Genomic DNA, 22162 nt, shown 5'->3' on the forward strand with positions numbered 1-22162 from the left:
GGAAGAAACCACAGAGCTTTACAGAGAGGAGTTAGAAAAAGCTGCAAAACGGGAAAGAGTTTTAAAGGAAGAACTTAAAAGGATAGAGTCTAATGTAGCCCTTTTACATGCAAACAAGGAAGAATTGGAAGAAAAGTTAAGACAATTTCAAGAAGAATATGTAAGTTTGCAAAAGAAACAAAAGAATGAGATAGAAGAAGTTGAAAAAGCTAAGGAAGATATAATTGAAATTTTAAATAGCATAGCAGACGTGAAAGGAAAATTGTCTTTGAACAATTCTCTAAAGGAAGAGGCAATAAGTAGGCAGCAAAATTTAAAAAAGCATATAGAGGAAATTCAAAATCGAATAGAAATTTTGGATAAAGAAAAAAATAAAATTGTTGAAGAATTACAAATTTTACAAAAAGAACTGGATAAAAAGAATCAGCAAAGGATTACTAAACAGCAAGCTTTACAAAAAATTGATAATGAGCTGATTTTGAGAGAAGATACTTTAAAAGTTATTAAAGAAGAAATTGAAAGAAAAAGGTCACGACTTTCTATTTTAGAGGAGATGGATAAAAATTACGAAGGCTATAGTGGAACTGTGCGGAACTTGTTAAAACTCTCTGAAAATATTCCTTCTTTTAAGGAAAATATAATAGGAGTAGTGGGGGAACTTTTAGAGGTTGAAAATACTTATAGCACAGCAATTGAGGTAGCATTAGGCTCAAGTATACAGAATATAGTTATAAAATCTTCTGAGGGAGTAGCGGAAATAATTGAAAGGTTAAAACAAAAAGATTTAGGAAGAGCTACTTTTTTGCCTCTTGATTTAATCCGTGGGAGGGGTCTTTCTCAACAGGAAAGCAATATTTTGACTGAGAAAGGCGTAATTGGAGTTGCTTCTAAGCTAATAAAGTATAACGATAATTTAGAAGAAATTTTTAATTTTTTGTTAGGCCGTGTTATTATAGTAGATACCATTGAAAATGCAGTGAGGTTATCTAAAAAATATAATCAAGCTTATAAAATTGTAACATTAGAAGGAGAAGTTATAAATCCAGGGGGTGCAATAACAGGTGGCAGTTTAAAACCTAAACTTCAAAGCATCTTTAAAAGAAAAGAAGAGATAACTAAACTGAAAAAAGATATTGATAGTTTAAAAAATCAACAAGAAATATTGGGGGAAGAAATTGGGCAAAAAATAAATGATAAAATTCATGAAGAGGAGCAAATAGAATTATTGAACAAAGAAATTTTTGATATTAGCTACAATATAACTTCTAATGAGCAAAGGAGGATTTCATTAGAAAAAGAAATAGGAAATTTATTAAATCAACTAGAAAATTATACTTTAGAAATTGATGAATTAAAGGAAAATGTTAGAAATTATCAACAAGAAATTGACCGGTTTTTAAAAGAGTTAGAAAGCTTAGAAAAAGAAAAAGAACGATTGGATGCTTTGATCAATGGCTTTAAAGAAAAAAACAATAAAGGAGAGGAAAATTTAGCAATTTTAGATAAAGAAATCACTGCTTTGAAGATTGAAATCGCTAAAATCGAACAAAAGCTCCAGAATGAACTTCATAACTTAAAAGATAAACGGCAAGAATTTGATAGAGAAAAAAACAATATAGTAGAGAAGGAAAAGAATATTAAAGAAATAGAAAGCTTAAAGGTCAATTTGAGTTTAGATAGGGAAAAGTTGCAAGGAGAAATATATAAATTACAACAAGAAGTAAAAAAAATTCAAAAAGATATTTCTTCTTTAGAAGATAATATTTTCCAAGAAGAAGAGGATTTACAAAAGCGTAAAGAAAAATTTTCGATTTTACAACAAGAATTTACTAATATTAATGAAGAATTTCATAAGGTAGAAATGGAAATGCAAAGATTCCAGATAGAGATTGACAATATCAAAAATAGGCTTTGGGAAGAATATGAATTGACCTTAGACAGAGCTTTTGAAGAAGCTGAAGAAGGCGAGATTTCAAAATTAAGACAAAGAGCAGATCATTTGGCAAAGGCTATAAAAGGATTAGGTAATGTGAATATAGATGCTATTGAAGAATATAAAGAGGTAAAGGAAAGGTATGATTTTTTAAAATCTCAGATGGAAGATATTATAAAGGCAAAGGAATCTTTGATTTCTGTAATCGAAGAAGCAAATAAAATTATCAAAACAAAATTTAAAGATGGTTTTGAAATCCTACAGATTCAATTTAAGGAGACGTTTAGGCGACTTTTTGGAGGGGGTAATGCAGAGTTAATACTTACTGATGAAGACAATCTTTTAGAAACAGGTATAGAAATTAAAGCACAGCCCCCAGGAAAGAAATTGCAAACCCTTTCTCTTCTTTCAGGAGGAGAAAAGGCATTAGTTGCTATTTCCCTTTTATTTGCAATGCTAATTATAAAACCTACTCCTTTTTGTATATTGGATGAGATAGATGCAGCATTAGATGATGCAAATGTGGAGAGATTTGCTGAGTTTCTGAAAGAATTGTCAAGAGATACTCAGTTTATAGTTGTAAGCCACAGAAAAGGGACAATGATGGTGGCAGATGCGATATACGGTGTAACAATGCAAGAAAAAGGAGTTTCCAAATTGTTATCCCTTAAACTAAATACTGACGACAAAATAGGAGGCTTGGTAAAACATGCTTAATTTTTTTGACAAATCTAAAAAAGAATCCGAAACTGCTGAAAAAAAAGGTTTTTTTCAAAAGATTAAAGAAGGACTTTTAAAAACAAGAGAAAATTTGACTTCTAAAATAGATAGTATTGTTACAATAGGTAGAAAAATTGACGAAGAACTTTTGGAAGAATTAGAAGAGATTTTAATTTTAGCTGATATAGGTATTAGTACTACTTCTAAGATTATAGAAGGAATACGTCAAAAGGCAAAAGAAAGAAAGATTTATGATGCATCTCAAATAAAAGAACTTTTAGCTGAAGAAGTTTATGAAATTTTGCAAAAGGATGTAGAACCTTTTACCTTGACTTCTCCTATGGTGATATTGAACGTTGGGGTAAATGGAGTAGGAAAGACTACTACAATTGGAAAATTAGCTTATTTGTACAAAAAAGAAGGCAAAAAAGTTATGCTAGCAGCAGGTGATACTTTTAGAGCTGCAGCTATTGACCAGTTAGAAATATGGGCAGAGAGAGTTAACTGTCCAATTATCAAACACCAAGAAGGCTCAGATCCAGCTTCTGTTATTTTTGATGGCATTCAAGCCTCAAAAGCAAGGGGAATAGATATACTTATTTGTGATACTGCAGGTAGACTGCATAATAAAAAGAATCTGATGGAGGAATTGAGGAAAATACGCAAAGTTATAGATAGGGAATATCCTGAAGCGAGAGTAGAAACCTTTTTAGTTTTAGATGCTACAACTGGTCAAAATGCTCTTCAACAGGCGAAAATATTTAAAGAAGTTTCTGATATAACCGGTATTGTACTTACCAAATTAGATGGAACGGCAAAAGGTGGAATTGTTGTAGCTATAAAATCAGAATTAAATGTACCTATAAGATATATAGGAATTGGGGAAGGAATAGAGGATTTGCAAGCTTTTGATGCAAAATCTTTCGTTTCTGCTATTTTTCAGTAAATTAAATCGCAAAAAAATGAAAAAACACAGCTTGACAAAAAGCAGCCCTTCATATAAAATCTTAATGTAAAGGTTAGGACCTTAACGGGTGGGATTTTTGTGGATGATGATTTTTTATTTATGACTCTTTTGTATGATTTTTATGGTGCTTTGCTTACAGATAAGCAAAGAGAAATTTTTGAGATGTATTATTTAAATGATTATTCTCTTGGAGAAATTTCCGAACTTTTGGATATCTCACGGCAGGGAGTTTATGACACTTTAAAAAGAGCAGAAAGCTCGTTAGAGTTTTTTGAGGAAAAGTTAGGGTTGGTAAAAAGACATCAAGAAATAATGAATAAACTGGATAAGATAAAAAAGGGCATTGAAATAATACGGGAAAGAGAAAGAGACCCAGAAATTTTAAAAATTATTGAGGAGATAGCTCGTGAAATAGAAGAGCTAAATCTGTAGGAGGTAAATTTTAATGGCTTTTGAAAGCCTATCTGAAAGGCTGCAGGAAATCTTTAAAAAGTTAAGAGGAAAAGGAAAACTCACAGAAAAAGATATAAAAGAAGCTATGAGGGAAGTAAAAGTTGCCCTCTTAGAAGCGGATGTCAACTTTAAGGTAGTAAAAGACTTTATAAACTCTGTTACAGAAAAAGCTTTAGGACAAGAAGTGATGGAAAGCCTGACCCCGGGGCAACAGGTGATAAAGATAGTCAATGATGAGCTTATAGCCCTTATGGGGTCTACTCAAAGCCGGTTAAATATAGGGAATAAAGTTCCTGCAGTTATAATGATGGTTGGACTTCAAGGTTCTGGAAAGACCACTGCTTGTGGGAAATTGGCAAACTTGTTAAAGAAGCAGGGAAAAAATCCCCTACTAGTAGCCTGTGACGTCGTCAGACCGGCTGCGATAAAGCAGTTACAGGTTGTAGGAGCTAATGTAAATGTACCAGTTTTTACAATGGGGGACAAAGTAAACCCTGTTGATATTGCAAAAGCTTCTATTGATTATGCAAAGTCTCATAACTCTGACGTAATTATCATAGATACTGCGGGTAGGCTTCACGTAGATGAAGAATTAATGGAGGAACTTGTAAATATAAAAAAAGCAGTACAACCAGATGAGATTTTGTTAGTAGTAGATGCGATGACAGGTCAAGACGCAGTAAACGTAGCGTCTTCCTTTAATGCAAGGTTAGATATAACAGGAGTTATATTGACAAAATTGGATGGAGATACGAGGGGTGGAGCAGCTCTTTCTATTAAGGCTGTTACACAAAAACCTATAAAATACATTGGAACAGGTGAAAAACTAACAGACTTAGAGCCCTTTTATCCTGATAGAATGGCCTCTCGTATTTTGGGAATGGGAGATGTTTTGACTTTAATTGAAAAGGCCCAAGCAGCAATTGATGAGAAAAAGGCACAAGAGCTAGGGCAAAAGCTTTTAACAAAACAGTTTACACTGGAAGATTTCTTAGAACAATTGCAGAGTCTTAAAAATATGGGGCCTTTAGACCAACTTCTCAGTATGATCCCTGGAATGAACAAAAACATGCTTAAAAATGTGGACTTTTCAGAAAAAGACTTAAAGAGGATAGAAGCCATTATTCAATCTATGACTAAAGAAGAAAGGCAAAACCCTTCTATTATAAATGGCAGTAGAAAGAAAAGAATTGCCAAAGGCAGCGGTACCACCATCCAACAGGTAAATAGCCTCTTAAAACAGTTTGAAGAAACTAAAAAGATGATGAAGAAATTTGCTGATATTGACAAAGACCTAAAGAAAGGTAAAATGAGGCTGCCTTTCTTTAGATGATATCGGAAGGTGGGCAACTTTTGAAGGAGGTGAGAAAGTGGCAGTCAGAATAAGATTAAAAAGGTTTGGGGCTAAGAAAAGACCTTTTTACAGGATAGTAGTAGCAGATTCAAGATCACCAAGAGATGGAAGGTTTATTGATGAGATAGGATATTACAATCCTATAGCCCAGCCTGCTGAAATAAAAATAGATGTTGAAAAGGCTAAAAAGTGGCTTAGTGTTGGTGCCCAACCTTCAGATACTGTAAAGTCACTGTTTAAAAAAGAAGGTATAATTGGCAATAGTGCATCTCAATAATCCTCTCTTGTGAGGAGGTGTAATAATGGGAGAATTGGTTAAAACTATAGCCAAGGCGTTAGTTGACAATCCTGATGCTGTAGAAGTCAATGAAATTGAAGGACAGCAATCTGTTATCATAGAGCTTAAAGTTGCTCCCGAAGATATGGGAAAAGTAATTGGGAAACAGGGAAGGATTGCTCAAGCAATTCGCACGTTGGTTAAAGCTGCTGCCTTAAAAGAAAAGAAACGTGTGATTGTTGAGATAATTTAGGTGGTGGTATGGCTGATTATTATAATGTAGGAAAAGTTACTTCTGCCCATGGCATTAAGGGCGAAGTTAAAGTATATCCTCTTACCAATGTTCCCGAAAGGTTTTATGACCTTGAGTATGTATGGATTTTTGATGACCAACAAAGGCCCCACAAATATGACATTGAATATGTCAAGATTATATCTAAAGGAGTTTGTGTAAAATTAAAAGGAATTGATACTAGAGGCGATGCAGAAAAATTAAAAGGGGCCTTTTTAAAAGTTGACTCTCAAAATGCTTTGGAGTTAGAAGAAAATGAATATTTCATCAAAGATTTAGTCGGGATGAAGGTGTATACAGAAGAAGGAAGTTTTCTGGGTACATTGGTAGAGGTACTTAAGACAGGTGCAAATGATGTGTATGTAATAAAAACTGAGGAGAGGGAAATACTAATTCCTGCTATAAAAGAAGTGGTTAAAAAAGTTGATGTTGACAATAAAGTAATGGTGGTCCACCTTCTGGAGGGGCTATGATGATTTTTGACGTTTTAACCCTATTTCCTGAAATGTTTGATAGTGTTTTATCCTATAGTATATTGAAAAGGGCTATTGAAAAAGGAAAAATAAAAGTTAATTTGATAAATATAAGAGATTTTTCAAAGGATAAACACAAAAGAGTAGATGATTATCCTTATGGAGGCGGGCCAGGAATGGTGATGATGCCTCAGCCTCTCTTTGATGCAATTGAATTTGTAAAAAGTCAAGGAAATATCCCTGTATATTACCTTGGTCCTAAAGGTAAAATTTTTAATCAGGAAATGGCGGTTAAGATGTCTAAATTAGAAAGAATAGCCCTTTTGTGTGGACACTATGAAGGAATAGATGAAAGAGTCTATTCTGTTATTGATGAAGAAATTTCTTTAGGAGATTTTATATTGACAGGCGGAGAGATAGCCGCCATGGCTATCATTGACGCTGTAACAAGACTTATTGAAGGAGTACTTTCACACCCTCAAAGCGCTATAGAAGAATCCTTTGCTAATAATTTATTGGAATATCCACAGTATACAAGGCCAGAAGTTTTTAGAGGTATGAAGGTGCCAGAAATTTTACTAAGTGGTAATCATGCCGAAATAGCTAAATGGCGAAGGCAAAAGTCTTTAGAGATAACTCTTTTAAAACGGCCTGATTTGCTTAAAAAGGCTGTTTTGACTGAAGAAGATAAAAAGTTTTTAAGAGAAAAAGGATTTGACATTTAGAAGGTGGAAGGAGGGAAAAATAATGGACTTAATAAAAGCAGTTGAAAGTCAGCAGATGAGAAAAGACTTAACTCCTTTTAATGTAGGAGATACTATAAGGGTACATTATAAGGTTATTGAAGGAGATAGGGAAAGAATTCAGCCTTTTGAAGGGATAGTAATTAAAAAGAGTGGATCAGGTTTAAGAGAGACTTTCACTGTAAGACGTGTATCTTATGGCGTTGGAGTTGAAAGGACTTTTCCACTTCACTCTCCAAGAATTGAAAAGATAGAGGTTATAAGGAGAGGTAAAGTCAGAAGAGCAAAATTGTATTATTTGAGAAAGAGAGTAGGAAAAGCTGCTACAAAGATAAAGGAATTAATGTAAAAAGGGGTTAAAACCCCTTTTTTAAATATGTGGAGGAATTAGACATGATACAGTGGTATCCTGGACATATGGCAAAATCTAAAAAGGAGATAGTTTCTAACCTTAAGTTAGTAGATGTAGTATACGAAATAGTAGATGCGAGAATACCTAAAAGCAGTAGAAACCCAGATATTGATGATATTGTAAAAAATAAAAAAAGGATCATTCTTCTCAATAAAGCTGATTTGGCTGATGATGTAATTACGGATTTATGGATAGAATATTTTAAAGAAAAGGGAATAGAAGCGGTAAAAGTTAATTCAATTACAGGATTTGGCCTTAAAGAGATAAATGAAGCAACTCAGAGAGTTTGTCAAGATATTTTGGATAAAAAAAAGCAAAAAGGAATGATTCCAAGGCTGAGAGGAATGATTGTAGGTGTTCCAAATGTCGGTAAATCTACTTTTATTAATAAATTAATTGGCAGTAAAAGGGCAAAGACTGGCGATAAGCCGGGGGTTACAAGGGCTTTGCATTGGATAAAAACTCCTTATTTCGACCTTTTGGACACTCCTGGCATACTCTGGCCAAAATTTGACGATAAAAAAGTAGGAATTATGTTAGCAATTACTGGAGCTATAAAAGATGAAATATTAGACATAGAAGAAATAGCATTAAACTTAGTAGCAATCTTAAAAAAGTATTATCCTAATTATTTGATGTCCCGCTATAAAATTGATAAAATAGTAGATGAAGATTTTGAACTTTTAAAAGAAATAGGTAGAAAAAGAGGTTGTTTAATTGCAGGTGGAGAAGTAGATACATTAAAAACTTCTCATATTTTGCTGGAGGATTTTCGCAAGGGAAAACTGGGGAAGATTTCTCTGGAAAGACCATAAGGGGGATTTTTATGCTTTCTAAAGTAAAAAGTATGGCAGTCTTAGGGATAAATGCCTATGTGGTAGAGGTGGAGGTAGATTTATCTACAGGAATTCCTTCTTTTGATATTGTGGGCTTGGGCGATACAGAAGTTAAGGAAGCAAGAGACAGAGTAAGGTCTGCTATCAAAAACAGTGGCTTTGAATTTCCCCTCAAAAAAATTACTGTAAATTTAGCACCAGCGGATACTAAAAAAGAAGGTACTGCTTTTGATTTGCCTTTGGCAATAGGAATTTTAAAATGCACAGAGGAGATAAAAGAGGAAAAGGAAGATATAGCCTTTGTAGGTGAACTTTCTTTGGACGGAAGTCTAAGAGGCGTAAATGGTATACTGCCAATGGTAATAGGGGCAAAGGAAAAAGGTATTTCCTCTATTGTTGTTCCTTATGAAAATGCACATGAAGCGGCAGTTGTAGAGGGGATAAAAGTATATCCTATGAAAAATTTAAAAGAAGTGGTTGAATTTTTAAATGGAGATAGGGAAATAGAATCTTTTACTTTAGATATTAATAGTTTTTTTGATAATGTAGAATACGACGTAGATTTTGCTGAAGTAAAAGGGCAGGAAAATGCAAAAAGGGTACTTGAGATTGCCGCTGCCGGAGGCCACAATGTGCTAATGATTGGCCCTCCTGGAGCGGGTAAAACTATGTTGGCAAGGCGTTTTCCTACTATTCTTCCTCAGTTAAGTTTTGAAGAGGCTTTAGAAGTTACCAAGATATACAGTATAGCAGGATTGCTTCCAAAAGGTACGCCTCTTATCACTACTCGACCTTTTAGAGCCCCTCATCATACTATCTCTACAGTTGCTTTAGTTGGGGGAGGAAAATATCCTAAGCCTGGGGAAGTATCCCTTGCCCACTATGGAGTGTTATTTTTAGATGAGATTCCTGAATTTAAAAAAGATGCAATAGAAGTTTTAAGGCAGCCATTAGAAGATGAAGTGGTTACAATTACTCGTGTAAATGGTAGTTTTAGTTATCCGTGCAAATTTATTTTGATTTTAGCTATGAATCCTTGTCCTTGTGGCTATTATGGCGATGATACTCGCGAATGCCATTGTAGTGTAAATGAAATAAGAAGATACCAAAATAAGATTTCAGGACCTTTGTTAGATAGAATTGATTTACATGTGGAGGTAAAACCTCTTAAAAAAGATAAATATTTCGAAGAAGAAACGCCATCGGAAAGTTCCAAAGAAATTCGCGAACGAGTCATAAAAGCACGAGAAATGCAACTTAAAAGGTATAAAGGTACTGGTATATACTTTAATTCTCAATTAAAAGGAAATATGCTGAAAAAATATTGCAAACTTGATGAAGATACTAAAAAATTTTTAAATGAGGCTTTCGAAAAGTTTTATTTAAGTGCAAGAGGATATAATAAAATTTTAAAAATAGCTCGTACAATTGCTGATTTAGAAGGTGCAGAAAATATTAAGTTTGAGCATGTAGCAGAAGCATTACAGTATAGAATTGTTGATAGCAAATATTGGTATAAATAAAAATTACAATAAAAATTTTATGTAAAGTAATTAAGTCTCAATTGTGATAAGAAGGTGTTAGCTTGGAGATAACAAGTTTTTTTAATAGAGAAAGTATAAAAAATATTTTCTTTATTCTTATAGGGACTTTAATGTCTGCTATTGGTATTAACATGTTTATTGTTCATGCTAAACTTTTAAGTGGAGGAGTCTCTGGCATTGCACTTATTATACAGTATTTAACAAAGTTTCCTGCAGGATACATTATTTTTTTGCTAAACATCCCACTTTTAATTTTGAGCTATAAAAAAGTAAATTTAAGGTTTACAATTTTTACTATTATAGGTACTGTATCACTTTCTTTGTTTTTGGTGCTTACTTATTCAATAAAAAATATCTTACATATAAATGATCCATTACTTTTGAGTTTATACGGCGGAGTGTTAAATGGTTTAGGTATGGGAATAGTTTTTAGTAATCACGGGTCAACTGGCGGGTTAGATATAATTTCTGTAATTGTAAAAAAGAAATATGATAATTTTGAAATTGGGCATATTTCTTTTATCGTTAACTTTTTCATTGTAGCTATCGGAGCAGTATTTTTTGGTTTAACCAGTGCTCTTTACACTCTTGTCTCAATGTACATTACTTCCTATATGGTGGATAAAACTATAAAAGGTTTTAATAGACAAAAAATGGTGCTGGTGGTTACTGATAAAGTAGAAGAAGTGAGCAAAGAAATAATGACTACATTAAAAAGAGGGGTTACTTTGCTTCATGGAGAGGGTGCTTATACCAAAGAGAACAAAAAGGTTTTATATTCCATTGTGTCTTTAACACAGCTTCCACAACTTAAACTTATTGTACACCAAATAGATGAAAATGCTTTTATCTCTATATTAGATGTAGCCGAAGTCCATGGAAAAGGATTTATGAGGGAATTATTTTAAATTTCATTGCAAATTTTGAAATTTTCTCTTATAATTTTTTCTAAACGACATAAAATACTCAATTGAAAAGGAGTTGATAGCTTGAAAAAAGTTTTTTCAGGAGTACAACCCTCGGGAGATATTCACATAGGTAATTACTTGGGTGCAATGAGACAATTTGTTGCGCTACAAGATGATTATGAATGCTTTTTTTGTGCCGTTGATTTACATGCTTTAACAGTTCCTCAAGACCCTAAAGTTTTAAAGGAAAAAACTATTGAATTGGCAGCACTTTACCTTGCAATAGGTTTAGATCCTAAAAAAGTTACCATTTTTATTCAGTCTCACGTTCCTGCCCATGCAGAATTGGCATGGTTGCTACAATGTATAACCTATTTTGGTGAATTGAGCAGGATGACACAATTTAAGGATAAAAGCAAAGGAAAGGAATCTGTTTCAGTTGGACTTTTTACATATCCGGACTTGATGGCAGCAGATATACTTTTATACAATACCCATTATGTTCCTGTAGGAGAAGACCAAAAGCAGCACTTAGAACTGACAAGAGACATTGCGCAGCGTTTTAACAACAGATTTGGTGAAACTTTTGTAGTTCCTGAGCCTATGATTTTAAAACTTGGTGCGAGAATAATGAGTCTTACTGACCCTACTAAAAAGATGAGTAAAAGTGACAGTGATCCAAATAACAGAATCAATCTTTTGGACGAGCCTTCTTCAATTAAGAAAAAGATAATGAAAGCAGTAACTGATTCTGAGAGTGAAATAAGATTGGATTGGGATAATAAGCCAGGAGTCAGCAACCTTTTGACTATTTATAGTTTGTTTACAGGCATGGAAATAGAAGAAGTTATAAATAAATTTAACGGACAGGGTTATGGCACTTTAAAGAAGGAATTAGCAGAGGTCGTAATAGATAAATTGACTGTTATACAAAAAAATTATAAAGACCTCAGTAGAGATTATGTTTTGAAGGTTTTAAAGGAAGGGGCGGAAAGAGCCCAAGCTGTTGCTGAAAAAACTTTGAAAGAAGTAAAAGAAAAGGTGGGATTGATATTAAAAGATTAAAAAGGCGTTGGGGAAATGACTTAGTTTTTCAAAGGCTAATGTATCAGGATTTAAATAAATCTCAATCACGTCAAAGCGAGGCTGAAAATTTCGAAATTTTTCTGTTGTAGCTAAGTACAATTGGGCAATTTTCAATATTCTTTGTTGTTTACGAAAATTTACAGCTTCACTTCCAGTTCCAAAAGAGGTAGAGGTTCTTGTTTTTACCTCTACAAAAACTATTTCTTTTTTGAATAGAGCTATTATATCTATTTCCCCAATTTTGCATTTAAAATTTTTCTCTAAAATTTTATAACCTGATTTTAATAGATATTGGGCAGCTATTTTTTCTCCTAAGCTGCCTATTATTTTTTTGTTCAATGTTTTTCATCCTTTCAGAATTTTTTCAATAAAAGTTTTTCTGTGGATAGGACAGGGGCCATATTTTTTTAGAGCTTCAATATGTTCTTTTGTACCATAACCTTTGTTTTTTTCAAAATTATACTGAGGATAGATTTTGTGGTATTCTTTCATCATTTTATCTCTTTCAACCTTTGCCAGTATAGAGGCGGCAGCTATAGAGATACTTTTTGAATCTCCTTTTACTATAGCTTTTTGATTTATCTCTATTTGAGGAATGGTAATAGCATCTACTAAAAGGTAATCAATTTTTTGTTGTATTTTTGAAATAGCAATCTGCATAGCTTTATAGGTGGCATTTAATATATTTATTTTATCAATTTCTTCGCAATCAACTATTCCAAAGGAATAAGAGATAGCTACTTTTTTTATTACCTCCGACAATACTTCTCTTTTTTCTTCAGATAGTTTTTTCGAGTCATTTATCTCAGGGATGAAAACTTCTTTAGGAAGTATTACACAGGCGGCAACTACTGGTCCTACTAAAGGACCTCTTCCCGCCTCGTCTACTCCAGCAATGAAATTTAAATTTAATTGATATAATTGATTTTCATAGTATTTTAGATTATTTATTCTTTCTGTTTCTTTTTCAAGCCACTTTTTAGCCGCTTCATTTAAGCTGAGAGATTGAAAGTCACAAAAGGGATTTTGGTATAAATAGTTTTTGAGTTGGCGTAGGTTATATAAGTTTGACATTGTATCACCTTTCTTTTTTCTTTATTTTATCACAGGTTATGTATTATAATAAAGATAATTAGGGAAAACGATGTTAAAGGGGAGCAATTATGGAAAGGGAAAAGATTTTTAAAATATGGTTAAGTACTGTCAAAGGAATAGGGTATAAAAGTTTTGTTCAATTGATGGAATTTTTCAAAACTGCGGAAGGTGTGTATAAAGCAAAAGAAATTGATATTTTTAAAGCAATAGGAAATAGAAAATTAGTACAAAATATAATAGAAGCTCAGAAGTTGAACCCTTTTGATTATATAGAAAGATTGCAAAATTCAAAAATAAGTGTATATACATTAGAAGAGGAGGAATATCCGAAAGAATTAAAAAATATTTATGATCCACCTCCTGTTTTATATTTGAAGGGGAATATAAATTTAAAAGATAATTTGCGCATTGCCATGGTGGGCGCAAGAAATGCTACTTTTTATGGAAAACAAGTGGCACAAAAATTGGCATATGAGCTGTCAGAAAGAGGTATAACAGTTGTAAGTGGCATGGCAAGAGGAATTGATAGTTTTTCTCATATAGGAGCTTTGAAGGGAAGAGGAAAAACTATTGCTGTTTTGGGAAATGGCATAAACATAGTTTATCCAAGAGAAAATAAAAAGCTGATGGAGCAAATTAGTGAGGAGGGATTGCTGGTTTCAGAGTTTCCTCTTGATTCTCCTCCACTGCCACAAAATTTTCCTCTGAGGAATAGAATCATAAGCGGGTTATCTCTTGGGGTAGTTGTGATAGAAGCAGGAATAAAAAGTGGATCTTTATTGACGGCTCAATTTGCCTTAGAACAAGGAAGAGAGGTTTTTGCAGTACCTGGGAATATAACGAGTGCTTATAGCAGAGGAACAAATGAGCTCATAAAACAAGGTGCGAAAATTGTAATTGGTGTTGAGGATATTTTAGAAGAATTTAATTTAAGAGAGGATGTACAACAAAAGATTGAAGAAAATCTTATATTTCCTCTTACGGAGGAAGAGAAAGAAGTGTACGATTTTATTTGTGAAGCTCCAAGAGATATAGAAGAAATAGCAGGCTATGTGAAAATAAAAATCTCAAAAGTTAATGCAATTTTATCTTCTTTAATGTTAAAAGGTATGATTGAAAAACTTCCTGGCAATAAATATGAGAAAAAAATATTTTGATAATTGTCAAAAACTTTGATATAATTATAAATTGTTTTGGAGGTGTCGAAATGGCAAAATCTCTCGTTATTGTGGAATCTCCAGCTAAAGCTAAGACCATCTCTAAATTTTTAGGCAAAAATTTTAAAGTAGCAGCCTCCATGGGACATGTTAGGGATTTGCCTAAAAGTCAATTAGGTATCGATATTGAAAATAATTTTGCTCCTAAGTACATAACTATCAGGGGAAAAGGGGCTATTATAGAGAATTTAAAAAAAGAAGCAAAGGATGCAGATAAAATTTTTTTGGCCACTGACCCTGACAGAGAAGGAGAAGCAATTTCCTGGCATATTGCCCAATTGTTAAATTTGAATATTGAGGAGCCTTGTCGCATAGAATTTCACGAGATTACAAAAAATGCAGTGCAAACTGCTCTTAAAAGCCCTCGCTCTATAGATTTAAATTTGGTAGATGCGCAACAAGCCAGGAGAATTCTTGATAGATTGGTAGGATATAAAATAAGTCCCCTTCTTTGGAAAAAAATAAAGAGGGGACTAAGTGCAGGCAGAGTTCAATCAGTAGCAGCTAGGCTTATCTGCGACAGAGAAAGAGAAATAGAAGCCTTTGTGCCAGAAGAATATTGGAGTATTACCGCGATTCTCTCTGATGAGAAAAACTCTGGCAAGTTTGAGGCAAAATTCTACGGTACCAGAGAGGATAAAGTTGAGTTAAAGACAAAAGAAGATGTAGACAAAATATTAGCAGCATTGTCTGAAGAATACATTATAGATAAAGTAAAAACAGGTGTAAAAAAGAGGAATCCTTCTCCACCTTTTATCACTAGTACTTTGCAACAAGAAGCTTCGAGAAAATTGGGATTTACTGCAAAAAAAACTATGTTAATCGCACAACAATTATATGAAGGCGTAGAAATCAAAGGAGAAGGCAGTGTAGGTCTTATTACTTATATAAGGACTGATTCTACAAGAGTCGCAAATGAAGCTAAGGCTGAAGTCTATAAATACATAGTTGAAAAGTTTGGAAAAGAGTATACCAATCCTGAAGCAAATTATGCTTCTAAAAGAGCCAATGTACAGGATGCTCACGAGGCTATAAGACCTACTTCTATTTATAGGGATCCGGAAAGTATAAAAGATTCTCTAACGCCAGACCAATATAAATTGTACAAACTAGTTTGGAGTAGATTCCTAGCAAGTCAAATGGCACCTGCGATTTACGATACTGTTTCTATGGATATAGTAAATAATGGATATGTTTTTAAAGCCTCCGGTTCTAGCATTAAATTTTTAGGTTTTATGACAGTGTATGTAGAAGGAACAGATATGCAAGAAGAGGAAGAAAAAACTGTACCTGTGCTTCAAGAAGGAACCAAATTGTTTTTAGAGGAATTAAAGCCAATGCAACATTTTACCCAGCCTCCGCCTCGATATACAGAAGCTTCTTTGATTAAAGAATTAGAAGAAAAAGGAATAGGCCGTCCCAGTACTTATGCTCCTACTATCTCTACTTTGTTAGAAAGAGGATATATGGTAAAAGATAAAAAGAATTTAAAACCTACAGAATTAGGTTTTATTGTGACAGACGCATTAAAGGAGTTCTTTTCCAAAATTGTAGATGTAAAATTTACTGCTGAGATGGAAGAGCAGCTGGATAAGATTGAAGAAGGTCAAGTGAAGTGGTATGAAGTGGTGCAAGAGTTTTATGAAGACTTTTATAATACTTTGAAAATTGCTGAAGAACAAATGGAAGAGATAGACGTAAAGGAAGAAGTAGAAGTAACTGACATTAAATGTGAACTTTGCGGGAGAAATATGGTTGTAAAGAAAGGCAGGTATGGAAAATTTCTTGCTTGTTCTGGTTTTCCTGAATGTAAAAATACAAAACCTTTGTACGAAAAGGTTGGTGTGAAATGCCCTAAATGTGGTGGAGAAATTGTAAAGAAAAAGAGCAAAAAAGGGCGAACGTATTACGCTTGCGAAAATGCACCTAATTGCGATTTCATATTGTGGGATAAGCCCGTTGATGAAAAATGTCCTGTTTGTGGTAGCTTGTTAGTAGAAAAAAATACAAAAAATGGTCATATACTAAAATGCTCTAATCCAGAATGTGATTATCAAAAAGAAGTTAAATGAATTTAACAAAAATTTTGAATTAATTCTTGAAGCATTGTGAAAAATGTGTTAATATTAAACTATCTAAAGGGGTGTAAACATGTTTAAGGGTACTACCATAATTGCTGTGAGAAAAGGCGATAAAGTGTCAGTGGCTGGTGATGGGCAGATTACCTTTGGAGAAAATACAATCTTAAAACATGGCGCGAAAAAAATTAGAAGATTATACAATGGAGAAGTAATAGTGGGATTTGCTGGTTCGGTAGCTGATGCTTTGACTCTTTCGCAAAAATTTGAAGAAAAACTGGAACAATATGGTGGGAATTTAAAGCGGGCTGCAGTAGAGCTGGCACAGGAATGGAGAAAAGACAAGATTTTAAGAAAGTTAGAGGCTCTTTTGATTGCGGTAGATAAAAAGGATACCTTACTAATTTCTGGCACTGGGGAAGTTATTGAACCAGATGAGGATGTGATCGGGATAGGATCTGGAGGAAATTATGCTATGGCTGCAGCCTTAGCGCTACGGTATAATACTGATTTAGATACAGAAGATATAGCAAAAAAAGCTTTAGAGATAGCTTCAAAGATTTGCGTTTACACTAATAACAACATAACAGTTGAGACTTTATAGGGGGTGCTTTAAGTGAAGAATTATACTCCCAAGGAGATTGTAGAGGAATTAGATAAGTATATTGTAGGACAAAAGGAAGCTAAAAAGTCAGTAGCAGTGGCTTTAAGAAATAGATATAGGAGAAATCTTTTATCTGACGATTTTAAAGAAGAAGTGACCCCCAAAAATATAATTATGGTAGGCCCTACTGGAGTAGGAAAGACAGAGATTGCTCGAAGAATTGCGAAATTAGTAGAAGCTCCTTTTGTTAAAGTGGAGGCTACTAAGTTTACTGAGGTAGGATACGTAGGACGAGATGTGGATTCCATGGTTAGAGACCTTGTAGAGGCTGCTGTAAGAATGGTAAAAGAGGAAAAATTAAAAAAAGTTACTGAAAAAGCGAAAAAAATTGCAGAAGATAGACTAATTGATTACATAGTCGGAAAAAGAAAAAAACAGGCTAAAAATCCTTTTGAAATGTTGTTTAATTATCCTGCAGCCGAGAAAAGTGAAGAGACAGAAGAAGAAAGTATGCAATATAAAAGAGAAGAAATAAGGCAAAAGTTAAGAAATGGCGAGCTAGATAACTATGTAGTGGAAATAGAAGTAACAGATACATCTACACCAATGATGGAGATGTATACTAATTTAGGGTCCGAAGAAATGAACATAAATTTGCAAGATATATTTGCTGACATTTTACCTAAAAAGAAAAAAATTAAAAAAGTTCCTGTTTATGAAGCAAAAAGAATTCTAGAGTCTGAAGAAGCTCAAAACCTTATAGATATGGATGAAGTAATTGAAGAGGCTATTAAAAGAGCAGAAAACGATGGAATAATTTTCATAGATGAAATTGACAAAATTGCCAGCAGTGGTTATACAGCAGGACCAGATGTATCAAGGGAAGGAGTTCAAAGGGATATTCTTCCTATAATTGAAGGTTGTACAGTAATGACAAAATACGGTCCTGTTAAGACAGACCATATATTGTTTATAGCAGCTGGTGCTTTTAACATTGCAAAAGTGTCTGATTTAATCCCGGAGCTACAAGGAAGATTTCCTGTAAGAGTTAGTTTAAAACCTCTCACAAAAGAGGACTTTATAAGAATATTAAAGGAGCCTAAAAATGCTCTTACAAAACAGTATCAAGAGCTTTTAAGAACGGAAGGAATAGAAGTTAAATACACTGATGAAGCAATTGAGGCTATTGCAGAAGTAGCATATCTTATAAATCAACAATCGGAGGACATTGGCGCAAGAAGATTGCACACTGTCATGGAGAAGTTGTTTGAAGAATTATCTTTTAATGCGCCAGACCTGAAAGGACAGCAAATAGTGATAACTGAAGAGTATGTAAAAGAGCAATTAAAGGATAGTCTCAATAAATACGAAGTTAATAAATACATTTTATGATAATAAAAAAACATAGGAGGATTAAAAATATGAGCACACTATTAGAAAAAACTAGAAAAGTAAATCGGATTTTGCAAAAAACAGGAATTCAACCAGTTGATTTTAACGAAATGGCTAGTATCCTAAAAGATGTCATTGAGGCCAACGTATATATTTTGAGTAGAAAGGGTAAAGTATTAGGTTACAGTATATTAAAGGATTATGGAAATGACATTTTTGCTCAAAGTAAAATAATACCTGAAGAATATAATGACAAACTTTTGCGAGTGACGGAGACGCTGGCTAATGATAAAGGTAATCTTTTTAAAGAGGATAAAATTTTATCAGATTTAATTTTGACTATAGTACCTGTCAATGGCGGTGGGGACAGATTAGGAACTTTAGTCTTATCAAGAGGGGTAAAAGAATTTACTGATGATGACTTGATATTAGCGGAATACGGTGCTACAGTAGTTGGTCTTGAAATTTTAAGGTCGAAAAATGAAGAAATAGAAGATGAAGCGAGAAAAAGAGCAGTTGTTCAAATGGCACTAGGAACACTTTCTTACTCCGAATTAGAAGCTATAAAAAATATTTTTGAAGAGCTAAATGGAAAAGAAGGATTATTAGTTGCAAGTAAAATAGCAGATAAAGTAGGTATTACAAGGTCTGTAATTGTAAATGCACTTAGAAAGTTTGAAAGTGCTGGCATAATTGAGTCAAGGTCTTTAGGAATGAAAGGTACCCATATAAGGGTACTAAACGATAAATTATTAGAAGAGTTAGAGAAAATGAAAAGATAAAAATTTAAACCCTTATTGAAAAATATAAGTCTCCGCTTTTATGCATGGGGTTGTACTTTAGCATGAAAGCAGGAGACTTAATTTTATGTAAAAGAGTCTTATGAAAATAGGACTTTTTTCTTATGGTGTAAACTATTACGGCATGATATAATATTATTCGATAAAAATTGATATTATTTTACAAAAAAGGCAGTATTAAAACAAAGTTAAATATTTATTTTTTGGCTTATTTTAGCAGGATTTTTGATTTTTTTATCGAATTAAGTATATTGTGGTCGAATAAGAGGAGGCGAGAAAATGCTGGATTTAGGAATTGAAAATATAGATTTATTACAAAAGGGATTGTACGCAGCCACTGTAAGAAACAATGTGATTGCCAATAACATTGCTAATGTGGATACTCCTAATTTCAAAAGGTCTGAAGTCAAATTTGAGGATATTTTAAAAGATGCTATAAATGGTACAAAGTTAAGAGGTTATGTTACAAACCCTAAGCATATTCCTATTGGCCCACCTGCTATTGATTCCATACAACCAGAAATTGTTCAAGTAAATGACACTTCCATGAGGTTAGATGGAAATAATGTAGACATAGATGCCGAAATGGCAAATTTGGCTAAGAATCAGTTGTATTACTATGCCCTTGTCCAAAGAGTGAACGGAGAGCTTAATTCTATCATGACTGCTGTAAAAGATGGGAGGTAATTTAAATGAACTTATTTAGATCGATGGACATAAGCGCTTCAGGTCTAACTGCAGAACGAGTTAGGATGGATGTAATATCTCAAAATATAGCTAATGTAAATACTACAAGAACAGTTCAAGGAGGGCCTTATAGGAGAAAATTAGTGGTTTTAAAAGAAATACAACCTGATAGTTTTCAGAGCATTCTTGATAAAGTTAGAGGCAAATACAGTGGCAAAGGTGTAGAAGTTGTCCAAATATCAGAAGATGTCCAAACTCCTCTTAGAGAAGTTTATGACCCTGGACATCCTGATGCTGACCAAAATGGATATGTGGAGTACCCAAATGTAAACATTGTTTCTGAAATGGTGGATATGATTTCTGCTACTCGTGCTTATGAAGCCAATGTAACAGCTTTTAATGCTTCAAAAGCTATGTTTCAAAAGTCTTTAGAAATCGGTAGGGGGTAGATATAAATGGTTAATCAAATAACACCGGTTAATCCAATAACTTTGGATAGCACTTTAGAAGCAACACAGAATAGCAGTAAAATAAATACTTTTAGTGACTTTTTAAAAGAAGCTCTTAATAAGGTAAATGATTTACAGTTAACGGCAATGAAAAATGACCAAAAACTTGTAACTGGTGAAATTGACGATATAAATCAAGTGATGATAGATGCTGCGAAGGCTGATATTGCACTGCAGCTTACAATTCAAATAAAAAATAAAGTGTTGGAGGCCTATCAGGAAATAATGAGAATGCCATTGTAATGTCTTTAATTGAAATGAGGTGAATTAATGCCAGAGTTCATTGCCAACTTTAGAGAGCAACTGACAGACTTTTGGAATAAGTTTGATAAAAAACAAAAGATACAGTTAGGAATTATTGCTATTTTACTTTTTATAGGCATTTCTTTATTAGTTTACCTAGTTAATAGGCCTAATTATGTAGTTTTATATTCAGATCTAAGTATAAAAGATGCGGGAGCGGTAGTTGAAAAATTAAAAACCGAATTCAAGATTCCATATAAAATATCGAACGATGGGACGACAATTTTAGTTCCTGTGCAATACAAAGATGAAGTGAGAATGAAACTTGCGACAGAAGGAATCCCACAAGGGGGATTTAGCTTTCAAGACGCTATGAATAACTCTCTTGCAACAACAGACCAAGAGAGAAGACAAAAGTATTTGTATTTTCTTCAAAATGAAATACAAAATTCTTTAAAAACTATAGATGGAGTGCAAGATGCTATTGTCAACATCGCGGTACCTGACCAAAATGCCTTTGTACTTTCTAATACTACTAATCAAGCTACAGCAGCTGTAATGTTGACTTTAAAACCAGGCGTAACTTTATCTTCTTCTCAAGTTAAAGGAATTATAGATTTTGTATCTAAAAGCGTTGAAGGTTTAAAACCTGAAAATGTTACTGTAATTGATAATAATGGTAAAATCCTTACTGCAGAAAGTGATACTACTGCTGAAAATACTAATACTCAATTTGCTCTTCAAAAAAAAGTTCAAGAAGATTTACAAAACAGTCTTCAAACTCTTTTAGAACAAATTTTTGGTCCTGGAAATGTTGTTGTTAGAGCTAACGTAACTTTAAATTTTGATAAAAAGACGGAAGACAAAATAGAGTATTTTCCTGTTCAAGGTAATGACAATAAAGGAATTGTAAGAAGCGTACAAGAACTTAAAGAAAAAGCTACAGGTACACAGGGGACAAATCCAACAGGTACTGCGTCAAATAATCCTCCTGTAACTTCAACAACTAGCAATAATACTTCTGATTACAATAAAACAGAAACTACTATAAACTACGAAATAAATCAGATTAAGACAAGTCTTGTTCAAGCGGAAGGTAAGATTGAAAGTATTTCTGTTGCGGTTGTTGTAAATCAAAATCTCAATAATTCTATGAAACAACAAATTGCTGACTTGGTTACAAAAGCTGCAGGCGGAGATTCTCTTGTAAAAGTATCGGTTCAAGGAATGCAATTTAACCAAGACCTGTTAAAAACAATGCAGCAGCAGGCAAAAGCTTCAAAAGGAGTACCAGTATATGTGTGGGCTATATTAGCGGCTTTAGTGTTAGGAGGCGGACTGTTCCTTATTATGATGAGAAGGAAGAAAAAAGAAACCTCTTTAACTACAGCTGAACAGGAGGTCTTAGCTACTGTAGAGCCTACTTATGTGATAGATTTCTCTGATAAGGACGAAAAGAAAAAACAGATAGAAAAACTTATAAAAGAAAAGCCGGATATTGTTGTTCAGATTATTAGGACATGGCTTAATGAAGAGTAG

Annotated in this window: 24 protein-coding genes; 22 read left to right on the top strand and 2 right to left on the bottom strand. The window is 33.4% G+C overall.

Annotated elements, in window-relative coordinates; all coding sequences use genetic code 11:
• From smc to trpS, 13 genes are all read left to right on the top strand, one after another.
• The coding region (gene smc, locus M663_RS0111595) for a chromosome segregation protein SMC (protein ID WP_042805364.1) at positions 1 to 2650 on the top strand (2650 nt) is incomplete at its 5' end.
• The gene (ftsY, locus tag M663_RS0111600; protein WP_004396174.1) at positions 2643 to 3599 is read left to right on the top strand and encodes a signal recognition particle-docking protein FtsY; all 957 of its coding nucleotides are present in this window, start codon (positions 2643 to 2645) and stop codon (positions 3597 to 3599) included. The genes smc and ftsY, both read left to right, overlap by 8 nt.
• Before the next feature lie 99 nt (positions 3600 to 3698).
• Positions 3699 to 4052, top strand: a complete 354-nt coding sequence (locus M663_RS0111605) for a putative DNA-binding protein (RefSeq protein ID WP_003866677.1) — start codon at positions 3699 to 3701, stop codon at positions 4050 to 4052.
• 13 nt (positions 4053 to 4065) lie between these two features.
• Positions 4066 to 5406 (top strand): signal recognition particle protein, encoded by a 1341-nt coding sequence (gene ffh, locus M663_RS0111610; protein ID WP_003866678.1) that lies wholly within the window; start codon positions 4066 to 4068, stop codon positions 5404 to 5406.
• A 37-nt stretch (positions 5407 to 5443) separates the two neighbouring features.
• Entirely contained in the window at positions 5444 to 5704 is a 261-nt protein-coding gene (gene rpsP, locus M663_RS0111615) for a 30S ribosomal protein S16 (RefSeq protein WP_003866679.1), read from the top strand.
• 25 nt (positions 5705 to 5729) lie between these two features.
• Positions 5730 to 5957: a KH domain-containing protein gene (locus tag M663_RS0111620; protein ID WP_003866680.1), complete on the top strand. Its 228-nt coding sequence runs from the start codon at positions 5730 to 5732 to the stop codon at positions 5955 to 5957.
• A gap of 8 nt (positions 5958 to 5965) precedes the next feature.
• Positions 5966 to 6469: a ribosome maturation factor RimM gene (gene rimM / locus M663_RS0111625; protein ID WP_003866681.1), complete on the top strand. Its 504-nt coding sequence runs from the start codon at positions 5966 to 5968 to the stop codon at positions 6467 to 6469.
• Positions 6469 to 7194 carry a tRNA (guanosine(37)-N1)-methyltransferase TrmD gene (gene trmD / locus M663_RS0111630; protein ID WP_003869186.1) on the top strand — a complete coding sequence of 242 codons (726 nt, stop codon included), beginning with the start codon at positions 6469 to 6471 and terminating at the stop codon, positions 7192 to 7194. Before rimM ends, trmD begins: the two co-directional genes overlap by 1 nt.
• 22 nt (positions 7195 to 7216) lie before the next feature.
• Positions 7217 to 7561, top strand: a complete 345-nt coding sequence (gene rplS, locus M663_RS0111635) for a 50S ribosomal protein L19 (protein ID WP_003866683.1) — start codon at positions 7217 to 7219, stop codon at positions 7559 to 7561.
• 44 nt (positions 7562 to 7605) lie between these two features.
• Entirely contained in the window at positions 7606 to 8439 is an 834-nt protein-coding gene (ylqF, locus tag M663_RS0111640) for a ribosome biogenesis GTPase YlqF (RefSeq protein WP_003869185.1), read from the top strand.
• A gap of 11 nt (positions 8440 to 8450) precedes the next feature.
• The gene (locus M663_RS0111645) at positions 8451 to 9983 is read left to right on the top strand and encodes a YifB family Mg chelatase-like AAA ATPase (protein ID WP_029689025.1); all 1533 of its coding nucleotides are present in this window, start codon (positions 8451 to 8453) and stop codon (positions 9981 to 9983) included.
• Positions 9984 to 10045: 62 nt separating this feature from the next.
• Complete coding sequence (locus M663_RS0111650) at positions 10046 to 10912, top strand: YitT family protein (RefSeq protein ID WP_003866686.1); 867 nt, start codon at positions 10046 to 10048, stop codon at positions 10910 to 10912.
• 81 nt (positions 10913 to 10993) lie between these two features.
• The gene (gene trpS / locus M663_RS0111655) at positions 10994 to 11977 is read left to right on the top strand and encodes a tryptophan--tRNA ligase (protein WP_003866687.1); all 984 of its coding nucleotides are present in this window, start codon (positions 10994 to 10996) and stop codon (positions 11975 to 11977) included.
• On the opposite strand, the gene M663_RS0111660 is transcribed toward trpS, so the two are convergent.
• Complete coding sequence (locus M663_RS0111660) at positions 11966 to 12337, bottom strand: YraN family protein (RefSeq protein ID WP_003866688.1); 372 nt, start codon at positions 12335 to 12337, stop codon at positions 11966 to 11968. The two genes, trpS and M663_RS0111660, sit on opposite strands and share 12 nt — an antisense overlap.
• Before the next feature lie 6 nt (positions 12338 to 12343).
• The gene (locus M663_RS0111665) at positions 12344 to 13072 is read right to left on the bottom strand and encodes a ribonuclease HII (RefSeq protein ID WP_029689026.1); all 729 of its coding nucleotides are present in this window, start codon (positions 13070 to 13072) and stop codon (positions 12344 to 12346) included.
• 89 nt (positions 13073 to 13161) lie between these two features.
• On the opposite strand from M663_RS0111665, the gene dprA reads away from it, so the two are divergent.
• The 9 genes from dprA to fliF all read left to right on the top strand — a co-directional run bounded on the left by dprA (position 13162) and on the right by fliF (position 22162).
• Positions 13162 to 14250, top strand: coding sequence for a DNA-processing protein DprA (gene dprA / locus M663_RS0111670; protein ID WP_029689027.1), 1089 nt, complete (start codon positions 13162 to 13164; stop codon positions 14248 to 14250).
• Between the two features lie 50 nt (positions 14251 to 14300).
• Entirely contained in the window at positions 14301 to 16382 is a 2082-nt protein-coding gene (gene topA / locus M663_RS0111675) for a type I DNA topoisomerase (RefSeq protein ID WP_029689028.1), read from the top strand.
• A gap of 79 nt (positions 16383 to 16461) precedes the next feature.
• Positions 16462 to 16992: an ATP-dependent protease subunit HslV gene (hslV, locus tag M663_RS0111680; RefSeq protein WP_003869177.1), complete on the top strand. Its 531-nt coding sequence runs from the start codon at positions 16462 to 16464 to the stop codon at positions 16990 to 16992.
• A gap of 12 nt (positions 16993 to 17004) precedes the next feature.
• Entirely contained in the window at positions 17005 to 18384 is a 1380-nt protein-coding gene (gene hslU, locus M663_RS0111685; protein WP_009052419.1) for an ATP-dependent protease ATPase subunit HslU, read from the top strand.
• A gap of 29 nt (positions 18385 to 18413) precedes the next feature.
• Positions 18414 to 19166: a GTP-sensing pleiotropic transcriptional regulator CodY gene (codY, locus tag M663_RS0111690; protein ID WP_009052418.1), complete on the top strand. Its 753-nt coding sequence runs from the start codon at positions 18414 to 18416 to the stop codon at positions 19164 to 19166.
• Between the two features lie 297 nt (positions 19167 to 19463).
• Positions 19464 to 19871, top strand: a complete 408-nt coding sequence (gene flgB, locus M663_RS0111695) for a flagellar basal body rod protein FlgB (protein WP_029689031.1) — start codon at positions 19464 to 19466, stop codon at positions 19869 to 19871.
• A 5-nt stretch (positions 19872 to 19876) separates the two neighbouring features.
• Complete coding sequence (gene flgC, locus M663_RS0111700; RefSeq protein WP_029689032.1) at positions 19877 to 20320, top strand: flagellar basal body rod protein FlgC; 444 nt, start codon at positions 19877 to 19879, stop codon at positions 20318 to 20320.
• Positions 20321 to 20326: 6 nt separating this feature from the next.
• A complete protein-coding gene (fliE, locus tag M663_RS0111705; RefSeq protein ID WP_029689033.1) occupies positions 20327 to 20623 on the top strand; it encodes a flagellar hook-basal body complex protein FliE in 297 nt (98 codons plus the stop codon).
• Between the two features lie 27 nt (positions 20624 to 20650).
• Positions 20651 to 22162, top strand: coding sequence for a flagellar basal-body MS-ring/collar protein FliF (gene fliF, locus M663_RS0111710; RefSeq protein ID WP_029689034.1), 1512 nt, complete (start codon positions 20651 to 20653; stop codon positions 22160 to 22162).

The organism is Thermoanaerobacter sp. A7A, assembly GCF_000445185.1.
GTDB lineage: Bacteria > Bacillota > Thermoanaerobacteria > Thermoanaerobacterales > Thermoanaerobacteraceae > Thermoanaerobacter.